Here is a 19,518-nt window from a genome sequence, read left to right as displayed (position 1 = left end):
GGACATTGTTCGAGTGCAGGAAACTCTGAATAAATCGGAGTTTCCTAAAGATCAAGCTTTGCCCTAAGTGCCGCTAATCTTTGTTGATTTTCTTCTCGCGTTAATACGCTTTCTTGGGGTGACGGCAATTCTTTTAATTTCGGTGCTTTGAGTTCTTCACCGTTACGCACGCGTTCGCACAGTTCTCGATAATGTTGCTTGAAGATCGGTAGCGCTGTGCTCTCTGGTGTGCTGGCCAGAAAAAACCAGTCGCAGGCAAGTCCTGCATAATATACCGCTGGATGACTCCATTGATATCCGGCCTTAGGGCTTGGCGCCTGGCAGGCTTCTACATAGGCAGCGCGCGGTTCGGGCAGGGCAGCGTTACTGTGCCTTTCGCACTGAGCCACCATTTTGCTTAGCGTCGGTAAATATTCCGACTCAAGAATAATCGCTTTGGTGGCGGCTAAAATGGCTGCTGGTTCGAAGTTTTGCAAACTTTCAAACCATAATCGCTTGGCTTGCACTTCTAGGGCTTGTTCTCGAAAGGCCGCGTAGTACTGGTTGCCGTAGTTAATCTTAAACAACGAGAATACCTGGTTGATGGTGTCGATTAAGGCGTCTTTATCGAGATTGTGATCAGCCTGCTCAGTAGGCCCAGCTCCGGTCGGTGAGGCTTTCTTCGAGTGAGATATCTCTTGTGCTACGTTTTGGATCACCTGATTGCTGTCTTTCATGGCTTTGATTTGCGAGTTCGTTACCGGTTGAATGGTTAATGAGCTGATGCTGTTTCGCCCAAACGTATTTTAAGTGACGGATAAAAATGCTGTCCCAGCTGTGCTTGGGCTCGCCACGATTGCGCCAGTAGAGAATAAACTCTGGGATTTGGCTGGCGATAAAGGTTTCATCCATTTCACATTGAGTTTTCAATAACTCAACGCATTCTGGGGTTGGTGCCCAGTCGTTGTTGATAATGGTTGCCGTCGGATTGACGGTAACGCCTTCGCGGAAATACGTCCATTGTTTGCTGACGTGCTGGCAAAATAAATCGCCCCAATTGTTGCGAAAGCTGCCGTTTTCAATCCACTTGTGAACGAACTCGGCTACACAATCGTCGATAAACTGCGGGTCTATGTCGAGCTTTTCTAAATACTCTACCGTATGCGCCGCCGGTTGCCATTGATTAGTCATGGACACCGGTTTTTTGTTGGGCAAAAACGGTGTTTCTTTTTCTTGCCAATCTTTTTTCACCCACGAGTAAAACACCATTCCCCAAGACGCGCTGGTGGTGCCGGTTTCGTGATAGTACAGGCGAAACCGTGTCGCACATTCATCGATGTAATTGAGAGGAATGTCTTCGGCTCTTAACTGAGCCACAACTTGGTGATCCGGTTGCCAGTTTGGTGGCAGAGTGGTTTGCTGCGATTGCTGACGCTGTTGCCTTGCTTGATCGGTTTGAAATTGCCGATATTGGCGCAGTGCATGACTTTGAAACTTAGCGCCCCAAGCTCGGCTGGTGTCGCCTCGCTCCCGCCAATAGGTGACAAATTCCGGTACCAGAGCACGAACAAATTGCTCGGGTATACCGTGCTCTCGAATGCGTGCCAAAGTGTCTGCATTAGGTTGCCAGTTCGGTGCAATGGGTGAGCTGAAGTTGGTGTTACGGCCTTCCGAATATTGACCGCGAGCAGAAGTCTCTCCGCTTTGGTTTGCTTCTTGTTCAATGCGACGGTTGAAGGCGAACCTCAGTTCACCACTGCTGCTAAATGGCGCCGAGGCGATCAACAGAACGCCTTGTCCGCGCAGCTGCTGCACGACCCGGTCTAAATCGAAGGTGCTCCAAAACGGAAATAGAATCTGCGCTTGAGTGTTGTCGAGACGAAACCATCGAAACTGATTGCGTATTTGCGATGGTTGATACACACAGAACTCGTTTAAAACAGCGATCATTGTTGCCGCTTCAAGTCCGTATTCACAGGCTTGGTGACGGTCAATAACAATGGGGTGACGCTGTGAATGATGTTCTGAATCAGGCATAAAATTTCGCAAAGAGTATCGGTTTGTAGAAGGATTTTAAGTCGCCGATTAGGAATAACAAGCGAGTTTGTTGGTTTCGGTGGATTGTTGTTGGACAAATGTTAAATCGAACGGTTGAATAGGTCGGTTAATAGCGTTTTAAAGAGAAGATTATCGTGGCAAAGCAAAAAACCGCTTACGTTTGTAATGAATGTGGCGCTGATTTTAGCAAATGGCAAGGCCAATGTACCGAATGTGGTGTTTGGAATAGCTTATCTGAGGTTCGTTTGGGCGCTGTGAAAGCGTCAAGAGAATCCCGATCCGGTTACGCCGGTGCTCGTTCCAACAAAGCTCAGCTACTCGATGAGATCAGCTTAGAAGATTTACCCAGATTTACCTCGGGCACCCACGAGTTTGACCGGGTTTTAGGAGGCGGCTTTGTGCCGGGTTCGGTGGTTTTGATTGGCGGTAATCCCGGGGCTGGTAAGTCCACACTTCTGTTGCAAACCTTGTGTTTTCTCGCGTCAAAGATGAAGGCTTTGTATGTCACCGGTGAAGAATCTCTGCAACAGGTGGCCATGCGAGCTAAACGACTGAATTTACCCTCAGACAGCCTGTATTTGTTATCCGAAACCAATGTAGAAGCCATTGTCAGTGCTGCAGAAGAACATCAGCCTAAGGTGTTGGTGGTGGATTCCATCCAAGTGGTGCATCTCAGCGATATTCAATCGGCGCCGGGCAGTGTGTCGCAGGTTCGAGAGTGTGCTGCCTTTTTAACGCGGTTCGCGAAAACCACCGGCACGGTTTTGATTTTGGTGGGTCACGTAACCAAAGACGGTTCTTTAGCGGGCCCGAAGGTGCTTGAGCACATGATCGATTGCTCGACGTTGCTCGATGGTGATCAAGACAATCGCTTTCGCATTCTCAGAAGCCATAAAAATCGTTTCGGCGCGGTTAACGAACTGGGTGTGTTCGCCATGACCGAACAGGGCTTAAAAGAGGTTTCCAATCCGTCGGCTATCTTTTTGCAGCGTAACGAAGACCGCGCCGCCGGTTCGGTGGTGATGGTGGTTTGGGAAGGCACGCGTCCGTTGCTGGTCGAGATCCAGGCACTGGTAGACGACAGTCACCTTGGTAACCCGCGCCGCGTTGCTGTGGGTCTTGAGCAAAACCGCCTAGCCATGCTGTTAGCCGTATTGCATCGTCACGGTGGTTTGCACTTGGGCGATCAAGATGTGTTTGTCAACGTGGTCGGTGGCGTCAAGGTGACCGAGACCAGCTCTGATCTCGCTTTATTACTTGCCGTGGTTTCTAGCTTCAGGGATCAGGTTTTGTCGCAAGAACTTATTGCCTTTGGTGAAGTGGGTTTATCGGGGGAAATTCGCCCGGTTCCAAACGGCCAAGATCGAGTTCGAGAGGCAGTAAAACACGGTTTTAAGCGCGCCATTGTACCGGCGGCAAACTGCCCTAAAAACGGTATTGAAGGGATTGAGCTAGTACCGGTAAAGCGTTTATCGGATGCGATTGAGGCGTTGTGGGGTTGAGCTTATCTTTTGAGAATTAGTCTTGATCAGACCAAACCGCAAATTCGTTACCCGAGGGTTCTAGAAAATGAAATCTACGGCCGCCGGGAAATGCAAATATTGGTTTAATAATGTCGCCGCCCGCAGCGGTTATTTTAGTGAGCGTTGCTTCTAAATCGTCGCTGTAAAACACGGCTAGGGCAGAGCCGCTATCGGTTCTAGCCTTGTGTTCGGATTTAAAAAAACCACCATCAAGACCGGCATTGGCAAATGCGACATATTCGTCACCGTAATCGGTAAATTGCCAATTGAATACTGTGCTAAAAAAAGCTTTCGTTGCTTTTAAATTACTTGCGGGATATTCCAAGTAATTAAGCTTTTCGTGGTGGCTGCTCATCGAGAGTATCTATCCGGCTGATTAGTCTTGGTTGCGTGTATAGCTATTCAATAAACGTCTCAACTGCGTGCTGTTATCTACATTGGACGGTTTGCACTCTATACCCAAATAATTGCCTTTGGTGTGTGCCAAATGCCCACGCATTTTAATTTGTTCGCCAGAGTCGAGATTAATAAATAACACCAGCTCTTCTTTTGCAACCAGCATTGGATTGCGATTTGTGGCTACTAGGGCACCGTTGAACGATAAGTCAACCAATTGCACCGGCCAGCGGCCTGTTGCACTGATCAGTTCAGCGGTTGCGCGAAAATTAACGCGCGGAAAGTAACGTCGCTCTTTAGGGCGAGAAGTTTTTTCTGATGTATTCATAGGGTGCTGCATGTGATTAATGGGTTTTCGTTCTTCTAAATTAGATTACTGCGACGAAACCAATCCTTGTTGACTTGTAGAGTGTTGTCCTGACACACAATCTATTACTGATTACTGCAAGATTTGTACGATCACACGAAAGTGATGTGAGATGCTATTACAGAGAGTTGCAAGCTCGATAAATCTAGTGCGCTGCGTAAACTATGATCCTAATTTCGAGGACGCTTTAGACAATTTGTTTCTACTACCTTATTTGGTGTGACTAAGCTGACTCAAAAGTCTCAGGCTGGAACGAAATATCGTGTTTTATAAGGCACATAGCTTTGGGCATAACAACGAGAAACGTAGGAACATGCAATTTATAGGGTGATTTTATCATCTTATAAATAAACAAACATGAAAGAAAAGAAAGATTGGTAAGGATAAATTGAAAGAATTGTTGATGATCTGGTTTGGAGAAATGTGCAAGTGGCGAGGCCACTTGCAATAAGCCATTACACTTTAATGGGTTTGTATTTAACACGTTTGGGCTGTGCTTCTGAGCCTTTACGTTTTACAAAGTCTTCATGATATTCGGTGTAGTTACCTTCAAAGAACACCACTTCACTCTCGCCTTCGTACGACAAAATATGCGTTGCAACGCGGTCAAGGAACCAGCGATCATGGGAGATAACCAAGGCGCAACCGGGGAAGTTCAAAAGCGCTTCTTCAAGTGCACGTAGAGTTTCAACGTCCAAATCGTTTGACGGTTCGTCAAGAAGAAGAACGTTAGCACCCTGTTTGAGCGTATTGGCCAAATGTAAACGACCGCGCTCACCACCAGACAGCTCACCTACGCGTTTTTGTTGGTCACTGCCTTTAAAGTTAAAGCGACCCACATACGAACGTGAGGGAACTTCGTAGTTGCCGATCTTAAGAATATCATGACCGCCAGAAACGGCTTCCCATACGGTCTGCTCGTCTTTTAAACCTTCACGGCTTTGTTCAACAAACGCTAGCTGAACGGTTTCACCCATTTCAATACTGCCTGCGTCCGGCTGCTCAGCCCCAGAAATCATTCTGAATAACGTAGACTTACCTGCACCGTTACCACCAACGATACCCACAATGGCACCTTTAGGAATGGTAAAGCTCAGGTTGTTAATCAACAGACGGTCGCCAAAGCTTTTGCTGACGTTTTTAAACTCAATGACTTTATCGCCAAGGCGCTCACCCGGCGGAATGTAAATTTCATTGGTTTCGTTACGGCTTTGGAATTCCTGCGATTGCAGTTCTTCAAAACGTGCCAAGCGGGCTTTGTTTTTGGCGTGACGGCCTTTCGGGTTTTGACGAACCCACTCAAGTTCTGCCTTGATGGCTTTTTGGTGAGAAGCTTCGGCGCGCTCTTCTTGCTGCAAGCGTTTTTCTTTCGCTTCTAACCATGTTGAGTAGTTGCCCTCGTAAGGAATACCGCGACCTCGGTCAAGTTCCAAAATCCAACCGGCGGCGTTATCTAAGAAATAACGGTCATGGGTAATGGCCACAACAGTGCCTGGAAAATCAACCAAGAAGCGCTCTAACCAATGTACCGATTCGGCGTCCAAGTGGTTGGTTGGTTCGTCAAGCAATAGCATGTCTGGACGTGAGAGCAGCAAGCGGCACAAGGCTACACGGCGACGTTCACCACCGGACAGTTTAGTAACATCGGCATCCCAAGGTGGTAAACGCAATGCATCTGCGGCGGTTTCTAATTTATGATCAAGATTGTGCGCGTCCCACGCTTGAATAATGTCTTCAAGCTCGCCTTGGCGTTTGGCCAGGGCATCAAAATCGGCGTCGGGTTCGGCGTAGTCTGCGTAGACTTGATCAAGAGCAGCGATGGCGTCAACCGCTTCCTGAACACCCTCTTCAACATTACCGCGCACGGTTTTGGTTGGGTCTAGGTGAGGTTCCTGAGATAGATAACCTACCTTGATGCCGGGCATTGGACGAGCTTCACCGTTGTAATCGGTGTCGACACCCGCCATGATTTTTAGAAGGGTAGATTTACCCGCACCGTTTAAACCAAGTACGCCAATTTTCGCACCTGGAAAAAACGATAAAGAAATATCTTTTAAAATCTCGCGCTTAGGAGGAACAATTTTCCCCACGCGATTCATACTGTAAACGTATTGAGCCATATAACAGAATTCCTCTGAGTCGAGTACGTGCTGGCTTTGACGAGTTGCTCAAACAGCAACTGACTAGAAATTAATAATAGGCGGCCAAAATCTGGCTAAGGTCGCGGAAGGTACCGGAAGTTTTCAATAGTTTCAAATTTATATTAGCGTCATTGTAAAGCTTTCACACATAAAAAAACCGGCGCAAAGCGCCGGTTTTCAAGTTACAAAGTTTATTCAAAACTTAGAACTTATAGTTAACACCTACACGAAGCTTCCATAGAGAAGCTTGGGTATCACGAGTTTCACCTCGTGGATTCAAGAACTCTCTATAAGTGTAAGTATCAGTTGCTTCATCATAGGTAGCATCAACAACTTGCTGAATTTGTGGGAAAGAAGCTTGAGTCAACTCGCCCCACTCGTCGTTTAACAAGTTGCCAACGTTTTCGATAACAACAAACAGGTTAGCTTTTTGATCTGGAGTAAATCCAGGAAGCTCTTGATCGATACGTAGATCGAAACGGTTCCACCAGCTGCCCTCGATGGTGTTACGGCCAGCGACTGAGCCACGAGATAGACCTGCTTCGTCAACTAGGCTGAAGAATGCTTCGGAATCGAAGGTATCTGCGAAAACTACGTTTGGATCATCTACACCTGTTGGAACGTAAAGAAGGTTACGGTTACCGCCGTTAGCAGGATCACCTAAGAAACCGTTGCTACCAAAGGTATATGAGTAAGATCTGTTTTGGCTAGATACACCGAATAGAGAGAACTTGGTGTAGTTGTCGCCAAAGAACGCTTTCTCGTAAGACAATCTTAGAGTGAAGCGGTGCGGAGTCTCGAAGTTAGAAGTACCAACGCTTGGATTGTTTAGGTCATCGATTGCAGTATTCGTGAAGTTCGAGAATGCAACAGAGCTAGCACCAGCGGTGACATCTTCAGAATCAGTAGCAGCATAACCTAACGAGAAGCTTAAGCCGTTATCGTATTCTTTGCTAAGTGACACAGAGAAAATGTTAGAAGAACCAGAATCGCCTTTAACGTTGGTTAACTCAAATACTTGAGTAGATCCGCCAAATGCGTCGGCACTTGAGTAGATAGGGCGACCATCGAAAGTGGTTCCGGTTTGCTCCAACGATGCATCAATAACAAGCGCAGCGTCTTCTTTTTCGGTATGGATAAAGTCGGTTTGTAAGATATAACCGTTACCCACGTCTAAACTCGCACCCAAGTTAAATTTCCACTCAGAAGGCACATCGAAATCAGGATCGATTACGTTTGTGCCACCGATGCTACCTTGTGGGTTAGCGTTAGCGACAAAATCGATACCTTCTTGAGGTGCATTGGCGATTGGAGTGCCGTTGAAAGTTAGATCTGCGAAGTTTACGTTACGTGCTTGGTATTCAACTTGAGTGATACCAGTGTTTGAGTAGTTGTTAGACAACCAAACGTTCGGGTTACCACCAGAGTAAAGACCTAAACCACCGTGTAATTCTAGGTTGCCATCAACATTGTATTGGAAGCCAAAACGTGGTTGAAGCAAATCAGCGCCGTCTAGGTTATCAGCGTTAGAGAAGCCCAACGCGTTTGATAGGTTCGGGTTGAACGCTGGAACGTCGTCACTTTCGTAGAAATCGTAACGAAGACCAAACAACAAAGTTAAATCAACATTGCTGAATGTGTACTCGTACTGGCCGTAAATTGAGCCAATTTGGTATGCGAAATTGGCAGCAGCATCCGCAGGATTGTTAGTACCTACGGCACTTTCGTAAGTAATACGAGATGCTTGGCCCGCTTCAAAATCGTCAATGCTGTTAAAGCGGTATTCACCAATAGATTCTTGAACGAATAGGTTAAATACGTCCAAGTCTTGGTATTCGATACCACCTGAGAATACATGGTTGCCTGAGTAATAAGTACCGGCAAACTTGAAGTTCAAGTTGTCGTAATTCAAGTCGTTAGATTGACGTGAATCATCAGTACCTAAGTAAATGGTTGAACGGTCGCCGTTAGCGCCGGTATGGAAAATCTGCACCTCACCAAATTGACCGCCGTCTATAGAATCTTGGCGGTTATCAACGTCGGTGTAACCGACTTTAAATTCGGTAGTGAAGTTATCAGTCCAGTTTGAGAATAACTGAACAGAATAAGAAGTTAACTCTGCACCATCTTCATACAAGTGGTTTGAAAATTCAAATTCGTCAGAGTCGCCATCAGATTCGGTTGTAACGAAGCCATCAACATAGTTATAGGTTAACGCTAGACGTTGTGAATCGCTGATGTTCCAGTCTAATTTAACGAGGATCTTTTCGTCTTCGTTATCAAAGGTGGTTGGTACGCCGCCTGGATCATAACCGTAAACACGCTGAGAAATTTCGCGGATACGATCAAAGTCAGCTTGGGTAAAGCCGTCAACTGGAGTGCCGGCACCTGAGCCTTCAGGGCCTCTGTTGAAGTTGTCTGCACCTTCTAATTTTTCGTAAGCGGCGAAGAAGAACAATTTGTCTTTAACAATTGGGCCACCCACGTGGAAACCAAAACGTTTTTCATCGAAATCGTCCACGTCGATATCGTCGCCGTCGATTTCATCACCAGTGAAGCTTTCATCGGTGTAGTCGTAGAAGAAACCGCCATGGAATTCATTGGTACCAGACTTGGTAACGGCGTTGATGTTACATGCAGTAAAGCCGCTGTATTGAACATCAAATGGTGCAAGTTCTACGGCAACCTGATCAATAGCATCAAACGAGAAGGGTACACGGTTGGTTGGGAAGCCGCCTTGGCGAAGACCAAAGTCATCGTTTAAACGCACACCGTCAACGGTAAGAGAGTTGAAACGTGGGTTAGCACCACCACACTGAATGGCGTTGTCGTTGGTTGGGTCAATGTGGATTCGAGGATCGGCGCGAATGATATCTTTAATGTCGCGGTTAATCGCTGGAATAGATTGAATATCACTTAGGTTGAACGTCGAAGACGGGCCAGTTGCTGTGTTATTTAATGCGCTAGCATCAGCAATAACGGTTACTTCTTCGATGTTACTATCGCCCAAAGTGGCGTTGAAGTTAAAGGTCTCACCTAACTGGAGGAAAATACCTTCTTGAGTTTCGTCTTCGAAAGTATTCGAATCCACGATAATGCGGTATGGACCGCCAACGCGTAGACCACGAGCTGAGAAGCGACCGTTAGAATTAGTTGTAACCTCTGAAGACGTATTCGAAGGAATGTGGATAATTCGAATAACAGCAGAAGTTGGGCTACCACTTGGTCCAGTGATTTGCCCAGTAATAGCGGAGGTGGTTTCTTGTGCAAGTGCGCCTGATGCACCAGCAGCTAAAAACACGGCCGCGGCTAAGCGTCGCTTGATGAATGGTTTCATAGCGTTTCAATCCCTAATGATTACGTTATAAAAGTGATCTTAATGTTGTGTTGCGAACAAATAAAATACGAATCGCGCAATTGTCGATACAAATTATTACAAATTAGTTACAGTGTCAGCCCCTGCGATAACTATTTTTTATTCGGCCAGTACACTAATTACGATGATTGTTCTCTCGGCGTCATAAATAGTTTTTAACTGACGGAAATGGATAAGTTTTTATGGCAAATAGTCAGCTTTTTAAGTGGTTAAGTTTTTTAATTTTTTGTATTTGCAGTGCTATGACTTACGCAGATGAAAATTCCGCAAGCTCAGTCATTCGTATCGCAACTTTTAACGTCAGTATGGAAGCAACAAATTACACTGACGAAAAACTAGACGATGAAAGCAACGATATTCTTACTAAAGAATTACTGAGCGGCAAAAATTCACAAATAAAAAATATAGCTGAAATAATTCAGCGTGTTCGTCCAAATATCATTTTGTTGAATGAATTCGACTATATTCAAAATCCTAGCAGGGGCGTATTGGCGTTTATTGATCAATATCTAAAATTAGCCCAGCAAAGCGAATTATCGGGAATCGATTATCCCTACTTTTTTACTGCTCCCGTTAATACCGGAGAACCAAGCCCGTACGATTTTAATCGAGATGGCATTGCCTCTGGTAAAGGTGAAGATGCGTGGGGCTACGGAAATTATCCCGGCCAATACGGAATGGTAGTGTTGAGCCAATTTCCAATAGACATAGAGTCAATTCGCACTTTCAAGAATTTCCGTTGGCACGATATGCCCGGCGCTTTAATGCCTGTAGATCCGGCTTCAGGGGCGCCTTGGTATTCACAACCACAATGGCAAGATTTTAGATTATCGTCCAAGTCTCATTGGGACCTGCCAATAACCATTCAAAATAAAAAGATTCATCTGTTAGCACAGCATCCAACACCACCGGTATTTGATGGCCCGGAGAATCGTAATGGCCTTAGAAACCACGATGAAATCCGTTTGATTACGGATTATTTATCGGGTGAATCGTATCTTTACGACGATGCTGGATCTCGCGAAAAATTTAATGGCCAGCGCTTTGTTATTCTCGGCGACTTAAATGCCAGTGTGTACAGCAAAGAAACCTATCCGGGTACCATGGAGCAGCTGCTTAATCACCCAAAAATAAATTCGAGTTTTATTCCTACAAGCGACGGCGGCAAAGAAAATGCTCCCGATGATGCCAATAGTGATGAGCATACCGCGTTTTGGAAAAGTCGGGCTGATTACGTATTACCTTCAAAAGAAGGTCTAGAGATTGTTGGTGGTGGTGTCTATTGGCCGACCAATGACAGCGCTTTGTTTCGTTTGGTCGCCGATCGTAAAGCGTCTTCAGATCATCGTTTAGTTTATTTGGACCTGAAAATAACTGACAACTAAAAAGCGAAGGCCGGTTTTGTACTGAAAGAAAGTCTCTTTTGTACGGGAATAAATACCTTAACAAAAAGGTTAACGAACTCTTACTAACCTAGAATTTCCAATATCACAAGGATGTGCCACCAATTTTAAGAACGGTAAGTAATTGAAATTATAAAGAAATTAAAAATCGAATGGTTAATTTCTTTCCTCTAAATTAATTGTGGAAGTATTAATTCTAAGTGATTTAGTTTACTTTCCCAGACGAATAACTACTTGCCTGTGTATTCAGTAAAAGTTGTTTTAGAAGAATTTACGTTCAAGAATCCGTAGGCCGATTCCCTACACAAACCCTGTTGAATCTGTATTGAATCTATTAAATGGTGCAAGCAGTGATAGCTTTGGTATTTTTCTGCGTATTCCTGTCTTAATCGACCAAAAACACTAAAATAGAGAGCAAATTTTACTGGATCGTGTAAAATCCGCGCCTCATTTTTAGACACCGGACCAGAAGGGGTAGCCAATGTTTGAATCCAACCAAACCCTGGAGCAATTTGATCCCGAAATTTGGGAAGCTATTGAGCAAGAAAATCAGCGCCAAGAGGAGCACATCGAACTGATTGCTTCTGAAAACTACACCAGCCCGTTGGTCATGGTTGCTCAAGGCAGCAAATTGACGAACAAGTATGCCGAAGGCTACCCTGGCAAGCGCTACTACGGCGGTTGTGAATACGTTGATAAAGCCGAAGCCTTAGCCATCGAACGCGCTAAAGAGCTCTTTGGTGCCGACTACGCCAACGTACAGCCACACTCGGGTTCGCAAGCGAACGCAGCGGTTTATCAAGCCTTGTGTGAGCCGGGTGACACAGTTTTAGGGTTTGACCTTGCCCACGGCGGTCACCTTACTCACGGTGCCAAAGTTAACTTCTCGGGCAAAACCTACAACGCCATTCAATACGGCTTGAACACCGAAACCGGTGAGGTCGATTACGACCAAGTTGAAGCTCTAGCCAAAGAACACAAACCAAAAATGATTGTTGCGGGTTTCTCTGCGTATTCCAAAGTTATGGATTGGCAGCGCTTCCGCGATATCGCAGACAGTGTTGGCGCCTATTTAATGGTTGATATGGCTCACGTTGCAGGTCTTGTTGCTGCCGGTGTTTATCCAAACCCTGTACAAATTGCAGACGTAACCACCTCTACCACCCACAAAACCCTTCGTGGTCCTCGTGGTGGTATTATTTTGGCCCGTGCTAACGAAGCAATCGAGAAGAAGCTTAACTCAGCGGTATTCCCAGGTGGTCAAGGTGGCCCATTGATGCACGTAATCGCTGCTAAAGCGATCAGCTTCAAAGAAGCGCTATCACCAGAATTTAAAGAATACCAAAAACAAGTGGTTGCTAATGCAAAAGCAATGGCAGCGACCTTTATGGAACGTGGTATTAAAATCGTTTCTGGCGGTACGGAAAACCACCTAATGTTGGTTGATCTAATCGGTAAAGAATACACCGGTAAAGACGCTGATAAAGCTCTTGGCGATGCTTACATCACCGTTAACAAAAACGCAGTGCCAAACGATCCGCGTTCACCGTTTGTGACCTCTGGCTTGCGCGTAGGTACACCAGCGATTACTACTCGTGGTTTTAAAGAAGCCGAAACCATTGAATTAACCAACTGGATTTGTGATGTTTTAGAAAGCCTAGAAAAAGGTACCTCTGAAACCGTAATTCCAGAAGTAAAAGCAAAAGTATTGGATATCTGCGCACGCTTCCCAGTGTACGCAAGCTAAGTTCAAAGGCTTAATTGCTCTTAAAAAACCGCAGATGAAAGTCTGCGGTTTTTTTATGTCTGCTGTTTAAGGCTTGTGTTTTTGGTGAGCAATTTTTTATAGGTTTGACGCAAGCTTTAAATACACGTTGTTGATTAAAGTTTGAACCTTGCGTGTCACTAAGTGATAGAATAGTATCACTGTTATGAAAACAGAACTCGTAACCACCTTAAAGCGCCAAGCCACAAAAATTTTGGCTGAGCTGCACGAAACCAAAGAACCGGTTCTAATAACAGAGCACGGTCAGCCTTCTGCTTATCTTGTTGATTTTGAACACTACGAGCAAATGCAAAATCGAATGAAGATATTAGAAGGCGTTGCTCGTGGAGAAAAAGCTGTGTTGGAAGGAAGAGTTTTGTCCGAATCAGAAGCTGAAGAAAGAATGGGGAAATGGCTCAAATAAAATGGACCGAACCCGCGTTTGCAGATTTGGATGAATTAGCCGAACACATCGCTCTCGATAAACCAAGTACGGCTAAAAAGTTCGTTAACGAAGTGTTTCAAGCAACTCAAAAATTAAAAACATTTCCTGAATCGGGACGTAAGCCACCTGAGCTAGAAAACACAGACTACAGAGAATTAATTGTAGGGCCGTGCCGTCTGTTTTACCGAGCCGATAAAGATAATAATGTGTATATCTTATATGTAATGCGCAGCGAGCGAGAGCTGCGGTTATTTATGTTAAAAGATCGGAAAGGTAATCGCTAAATATTCTGAGTCAGAGTGTATTGCTGGTTGTACTTTATGCATTATCGCAATTGGGGTATTGATTGAGGTACTTACTTATACCTCAAAATAACGTCGGTAATCCAAGCACACTCGAATCTTCTTGGAACTTCTGATTAACGCATTCCTGATTTAATTAGAGAGCAGAAATCGAAAATGCCATTTCCAATTTCTTCACACCTTCAATTACTTACCATTCTTGAAATTGGCAAAACGTCCTTGTGTCGCTGGAAACTCTAAGTTAATTAGAGTTTCCGATAGGTTATTCTCACCTATTTTTGTTGTGCGATTACTGAGATAAAGTCTTCAGATAGGCTCGCCACCCACCCAATTCTGTAATTTCCTCTGCGCCTTCTATTCCGTAACCTTCACAAATAAAACCCGGTAACCATCGGCCGTCATCGAGTTCGAGTTTGCCAATGCCTAAGGGTGCTGGAATGCCTGCGACAAAGCTGCCGAATTCCGTCATTGGCAAGCGCCATACTTCTACCGCAATTTTTGCTCCGTTTTCAGTGTCGCGAATTAACCCTGGACGAAACGGTGGGCCACCGGCGAGTGCGTACATGCGGTAATTTTTTGAGGTTGTGGTGGTGTTAATTAATTTTCCGCCGCGTTCGGTAAGTTGCCAGTTCAGTGGTAATCCTTCTAGATGCGCACCGCAAACAACAACATCAACGGTTTTTGTTGAGTTAACTTTAGGTAGATGAGTTATTGTTTTCGAGGTTGTACTTGCGCCTTCGGGTGTTACAAAAATAGTCTCAAGATAATTAGCGATTGAAAGCAGCGACCGGTCGGCAAATGTATCGCCGATTAAGGTAATGCCAAACGGTAAATTCTTTTCGGTAAACGATGTTGGTACAGCAATGGCCGATAAATCCAATAAATTCACAAAATTGGTGTAATACCCCAACTCGCTGTTGTGTTTAATGGGCTCATTTAGCATTTCTTCAATAGTAAATATCCGACCTGCCGTTGGCATTAATAACGCATTACACTTATTTAATTGAGCACGACAGGTTTTTGCGAGACCTTCAAGTTTATATTGTGCCGAAAATAATTCATGAGCTTTGGGTTCACCGCCGGGGGCGATAATATCGCGCACCACCGGAAAAATAGCATTGGGATTAGTATTAATTAACTCTTGTGCGGCTAGATAGCGTTCGGCAACCCATGGGCCTTCGTAAAGCAGCTTGGCGACTTGGTCAAAGGGTGAATAATCTATAGGAATTAAGGTAACGTCGGCGATGGCTTGCAGTTGCTCAATCACCTTGTGATAAGCTTTTTCGTACTCTTTATCGCCAAAAAATTTCAGTTGCGATGACTCAATAATTCCCAGTGTGAAAGGTGGTGTTTGCTGGCCAAAATATCGTGATTTATTCGACGGCGTATTTTCTCGGCTGTATTCATCGCTTATATTAAAACCTTCGGCACTGGTTAATATCGTGTTGGCGTCTTCGGTAGTTAACGCAAAAATACTCATGCAGTCGAGGCTTTTACACGCCGGTACCATCCCCGATGCAGATAGTAGTCCGCGCGAAGGTTTTAGTCCGACTAAATTGTTAAAGCAGGCTGGTACTCGACCAGAACCGGCGGTGTCGCTGCCTAAACTAAAGGTCGCTAAACCCAATGCAACGGCTACCGAAGAACCAGAGCTTGAACCGCCGCTGATATACTCTTGATTAAACGAATTTTTACAGGCACCAAAGGGTGAGCGGGTTCCGTTTAAGCCTGTAGCAAATTGATCAAGATTGGTTTTACCGACGGGTATGGCACCCGCGTTAATTAACTGTTGTACTGCAAACGCTGATTTTTCTGGCGTGTAAGCAAAAGCTTCACAGCCCGCCGTTGTGGGAATTCGAGCAAGATCAATATTATCTTTAATAGCGAAAGGAATTCCCCACAGTGGATAGTCTGCTATGGGTTTTTCTGCTAAGGCTTCAATGTAGGGATTTATTTCTTTCGCCGTTAATAAATGAATCCAAATATTGTGGTCGGCAAATTTTTTGGCTTTATCTAAAATATCTGCGATTAATTGTTGTGGTGTTAATTGTTCTGATAAATAAGCATCGCGTAACGATTTTATGGTCATAGAATTCATAATTTCACTCCTAAAGACTTTTAGGCTCTAGCACAATCAAAGGTTGACCCGCTTCAACGCGTTGACCTGCGGTTTTTAATACATGCGAAATGGTTCCGGCGGTGTGAGTGGTAATAGGTATTTCCATTTTCATGGATTCCAAAACCACCAAAATGTCGTCGGTGGTAATTTCGTCGCCCACGGATTTTTCTACCAGCCAAACGCTGCCCGAAACCGGACTTTCAATAACAATACTCGATTCCGGCCAATCAGTGGTTTGCAGAGTTTCATTCACTTCTGATTCGTTAAAATGAAATTGTCCGTCGGCGTGCCAGCGTTGTAATTCTTGGTTAAAGGCGTAATCGCGTTTTTCTGTGAATTCTTCAATTGATGTTTGATTCTCGGTCAAAAATTTTTGATAGCTGCTTAAATTAAATTCGGTTTCTTCAATTTTTAACGGATAATTACCTAACGGAAAATCACGGCGAATATGATTCAGTTCTTCGTGGCTGACTTCGTAAAAACGAATTTGATCAAAAAAGCGCAATAACCAAGGCTGTTCAAATTCTTTGGTTTTTTGATAGCGATTCCACATTTGCAAGGTGCGCCCGACAAACTGATAACCACCGGGGCCTTCCATGCCGTAAACGCATAAATAAGAACCACCAATACCTACCGAGTTTTCAGCTGTCCAAGTTCTGGCAGGATTGTATTTGGTCGTAACTAAACGATGACGCGGATCAACTGGTGTTGCAACTGGCGCCCCTAAATAAACATCACCGAGTCCCATGACTAAATAGGACGCATCAAAAACAATTTTTTTAACCTCGTCGATACTTTCTAAACCATTAATACGACGAATAAATTCTAAGTTACTTGGACACCAAGGTGCATCAGCTCGCACCGATTGCTGGTATTTTTCGATTGCTTGGCGGCAGGCTTTATCATCCCAAGACAGCGGTAAATGCACGATTCTTGATTTAATGGTGATGTCGGCCAGATTTTTATAAATAATTCGCTCGGCATTTTTTAGCTGCTGAACTAAATCTGTGTGATCGAGTTGTTGGCTATCAAAATGGATTTGTAACGAGCGAATACCGGGTGTTAATTCTTTAATGCCGGTTATTGGATTTTCGCTCAGCCAATTTAACAAAGCATGGGCGCGTAAACGCAAAGGAATATCCAGCATTAAATCGCCATATTCCACTAGCAAAAAATGATCGCCGGCCAAGCGATAACTGATTTCTATACCGGCATCGTGTTTACTGAAGGTCGAAAATATCGGCGTGGTTATTTCTGCTTGTTCAAATTCAACGGATTGCGGTTGTAATGTATCGAGTTGTTTTAATTGCGCGACTTCTAACGCTTTGGCCGTGTCGATAGAAACCGGAATAAACTTGATTTTATCACCGGCTTTTAATTGGCCCAGTTTCCAAAGGTCTGCGGTAATAACCGTAGCTGGGCACACAAAGCCACCTAAAGATGGACCATCTGGGCCAAGAATTACTGGCATGTCACCAGTAAAATCAACGGTACCAAAAGCGTAGGCGTTATCGTGAATATTGGATGGATGCAGTCCTGCCTCGCCGCCATCTTTACGCGCCCATTGCGGTTTAGGGCCAATTAAGCGCACGCCGGTGCGACTGGAGTTATAGTGCACTTGCCATTGAGTGTTAAAAAATACCTCGATGTCATCTTGAGTGAAAAAATCCGGTGCGCCGTGAGGGCCATAAATAACTCGTAATTCCACTTTGTTATTTATATCCGGAAATATATTTGACGATACCGATGATGCTTTTTCATCAGATAAATCATCGGATAAAAAAGGTAGCGTTGTTAAGCAATCACCCGCGCGAAGTGCTCTACCGGCGTGACCGCCAAATTGGCCCAGTGTAAACGTAGCTTTAGAACCTAAATAATCGGGACAATCAAAACCACCGGCAACGGCTAAATAACAGCGTGCACCCGCGGATGTTATTTTACCCATGGTCAAGGTTTGGTTGGCTAGAATGTTAATTGGGGTATTTAATTGAATCGTCTCACCATCGATTGTCGCTTCTAGGTTGGCACCGACAATGGCAATGGTGGTATCAAAACTGAATTGTAGACATGGGCCTTGCAGCGTAATTTCTAAAGCGGCTGCATCGGATTTGTTGCCTAATAATTTATTGGCTAAACGAAATGAATAATTATCGAAGGGGCCGCTCGGTGGTACACCTACATTCCAAAGCCCGGTACGACCGGGAAAATCTTGTATGGTGGTCAGCGTTCCCGCGCTTAACACATCAATGCGTTTGGGTTGATATTTAAATTCGTTTAAATAGCGAGTGGTAACATTGCCTGCAAGGAGAGTTTTGTCGTTTAATAGATCACATAAATAATCTTTGTTGGTCGTTATACCGTAGAGCTTGGTTTTAGCCAGAGTGTCCCTCAGCTGATTAAGAGCAGTAGCGCGATTTTTTCCATGACAAATAAGTTTCGCTAGCATTGGATCAAAATACGGCGATACAGTAATGCCCGATTCAAGCCAGTGATCGATGCGAATATTTTCTTGGCTCGGAAATTCAACGTGAGTTAATAGGCCAGAGGTGGGTTGAAAGTTTTTGTAGGGGTCTTCGGCATAGAGTCGAACTTGAACGGCATGTCCTTCGGGTTTCAAGGTATTTCTAATTGCGTTTAAATCCAGATTCTCGCCGGAGGCAAGTTGTAACATCATCTGAACCAAATCGATGTTATACACTTCTTCGGTAACGCCGTGTTCTACCTGTAGCCGAGTATTTACTTCCAATAAATAAAAATCTTGGGTGTCGGCATCTAAAATAAATTCGACGGTGCCAGCATTTTGATAATTCACGCTGGCCAATAATTTTTCGGCGGTAGCATGAAGGTTTTTCTTGATCTCATCGCTTAGATTTGGAGCCGGACATTCTTCAACGACCTTTTGATTGCGTCTTTGGCTGGAACAATCTCGTTCTCCAATGGCCAGTGCGTTCCCTTTACCGTCGCCAAAAATTTGTACCTCAATATGTCGGGCGCGGGCGATAAATTTTTCAAGAAATACGCGGTTATCGGCAAAGTTTTTTTCACCAAGACGTCTTACACTGTCAAAAGCGCCGCGCAGCTGATCTTCGGTTTCACACAACTGCATACCAATGCCACCACCACCGGCGCTGCTTTTTAGCATAACGGGGTAGCCAATTTCGGTGGCCGATATAAGGGCTTGATCGAGATTTTCCAGAACTTCTGTACCCGGTAATAATGGTACCTTGGCAGCTTGAGCCAGCTCACGAGCGCGGTGTTTTAAGCCGAAATCTAAAATCTGTGAAACGCGCGGGCCAATAAATACGATACCGGCCTTGTCACAAGCCTCCACAAAATCAGCGTTTTCACTTAAAAAGCCGTAGCCGGGATGAATCGCTTGCGCGCCCGTATGTTTGGCGATGGTGAGTAATTTTTCGTAATTTAAATAGGTATCTTGTGCAGGGCCTTCACCCAAACAAAACGACTCGCTGGCTTGGCGAACGTGTAGGCTTTGAGCATCACTTTCGGCGTAAACCGCTACCGATTGAATATTGAGTTTGTTAAGCGTGCGAATAATTCGGCAAGCAATGGCGCCGCGATTGGCGATAAGAACTTTACTGAACATACATTATCGTTGGCGGGTCGTCCCGCGGGCATTACGACAG

Annotated in this window: 13 protein-coding genes; 5 read left to right on the top strand and 8 right to left on the bottom strand. The window is 44.8% G+C overall.

What is annotated here, in order from left to right; translation table 11 throughout:
• Positions 1-44: 44 nt before the first annotated feature.
• Positions 45-716: a replication protein P gene (locus ACYQ2C_RS14960; RefSeq protein WP_460103916.1), complete on the bottom strand. Its 672-nt coding sequence runs from the start codon at positions 714-716 to the stop codon at positions 45-47.
• Positions 628-2,016 (bottom strand): DnaT-like ssDNA-binding domain-containing protein, encoded by a 1,389-nt coding sequence (locus tag ACYQ2C_RS14955; protein WP_460103918.1) that lies wholly within the window; start codon positions 2,014-2,016, stop codon positions 628-630. The genes ACYQ2C_RS14960 and ACYQ2C_RS14955 overlap by 89 nt, the downstream gene beginning before the upstream one ends.
• 155 nt (positions 2,017-2,171) lie before the next feature.
• On the opposite strand from ACYQ2C_RS14955, the gene radA reads away from it, so the two are divergent.
• Entirely contained in the window at positions 2,172-3,539 is a 1,368-nt protein-coding gene (gene radA, locus ACYQ2C_RS14950) for a DNA repair protein RadA (RefSeq protein ID WP_460051665.1), read from the top strand.
• Between the two features lie 16 nt (positions 3,540-3,555).
• Here the strand turns inward: radA and ACYQ2C_RS14945 are convergent, their stop codons facing one another.
• The 4 genes from ACYQ2C_RS14945 to ACYQ2C_RS14930 all read right to left on the bottom strand — a co-directional run bounded on the left by ACYQ2C_RS14945 (position 3,556) and on the right by ACYQ2C_RS14930 (position 9,801).
• The gene (locus ACYQ2C_RS14945) at positions 3,556-3,915 is read right to left on the bottom strand and encodes a VOC family protein (protein WP_460051666.1); all 360 of its coding nucleotides are present in this window, start codon (positions 3,913-3,915) and stop codon (positions 3,556-3,558) included.
• Between the two features lie 21 nt (positions 3,916-3,936).
• On the bottom strand, positions 3,937-4,284 hold the full coding sequence (locus ACYQ2C_RS14940) for a PilZ domain-containing protein (RefSeq protein WP_460051667.1): 348 nt from the start codon (positions 4,282-4,284) through the stop codon (positions 3,937-3,939).
• A gap of 494 nt (positions 4,285-4,778) precedes the next feature.
• Positions 4,779-6,443, bottom strand: a complete 1,665-nt coding sequence (gene ettA, locus ACYQ2C_RS14935; protein WP_460103920.1) for an energy-dependent translational throttle protein EttA — start codon at positions 6,441-6,443, stop codon at positions 4,779-4,781.
• A gap of 223 nt (positions 6,444-6,666) precedes the next feature.
• Positions 6,667-9,801 (bottom strand): TonB-dependent receptor, encoded by a 3,135-nt coding sequence (locus ACYQ2C_RS14930; protein WP_460103921.1) that lies wholly within the window; start codon positions 9,799-9,801, stop codon positions 6,667-6,669.
• A 281-nt stretch (positions 9,802-10,082) separates the two neighbouring features.
• Here ACYQ2C_RS14930 and ACYQ2C_RS14925 point away from each other — a divergent pair, with 281 nt between their 5' ends.
• The 4 genes from ACYQ2C_RS14925 (at position 10,083) to ACYQ2C_RS14910 (ending at position 13,737) form a co-directional block, all read left to right on the top strand.
• Entirely contained in the window at positions 10,083-11,225 is a 1,143-nt protein-coding gene (locus ACYQ2C_RS14925) for an endonuclease/exonuclease/phosphatase family protein (RefSeq protein WP_460103922.1), read from the top strand.
• Positions 11,226-11,724: 499 nt separating this feature from the next.
• Positions 11,725-12,990, top strand: coding sequence for a serine hydroxymethyltransferase (glyA, locus tag ACYQ2C_RS14920; RefSeq protein WP_460051673.1), 1,266 nt, complete (start codon positions 11,725-11,727; stop codon positions 12,988-12,990).
• Between the two features lie 184 nt (positions 12,991-13,174).
• Complete coding sequence (locus ACYQ2C_RS14915) at positions 13,175-13,432, top strand: type II toxin-antitoxin system Phd/YefM family antitoxin (protein ID WP_460051674.1); 258 nt, start codon at positions 13,175-13,177, stop codon at positions 13,430-13,432.
• On the top strand, positions 13,420-13,737 hold the full coding sequence (locus tag ACYQ2C_RS14910; protein WP_460051676.1) for a type II toxin-antitoxin system RelE/ParE family toxin: 318 nt from the start codon (positions 13,420-13,422) through the stop codon (positions 13,735-13,737). Before ACYQ2C_RS14915 ends, ACYQ2C_RS14910 begins: the two co-directional genes overlap by 13 nt.
• A 307-nt stretch (positions 13,738-14,044) precedes the next feature.
• Here ACYQ2C_RS14910 and atzF read toward each other — a convergent pair whose 3' ends face one another.
• Both atzF and uca read right to left on the bottom strand, forming a co-directional pair.
• On the bottom strand, positions 14,045-15,853 hold the full coding sequence (gene atzF / locus ACYQ2C_RS14905; protein WP_460103923.1) for an allophanate hydrolase: 1,809 nt from the start codon (positions 15,851-15,853) through the stop codon (positions 14,045-14,047).
• Between the two features lie 10 nt (positions 15,854-15,863).
• A complete protein-coding gene (gene uca, locus ACYQ2C_RS14900) occupies positions 15,864-19,478 on the bottom strand; it encodes an urea carboxylase (protein WP_460103924.1) in 3,615 nt (1,204 codons plus the stop codon).
• Between the last annotated feature and the right edge of the window lie 40 nt (positions 19,479-19,518).

It is taken from the genome of Sessilibacter sp. MAH3, from assembly GCF_054658275.1.
The sequence above is the reverse complement of the archived record's forward strand: the minus strand, read 5'-3'. Positions and strand labels throughout refer to the sequence as shown.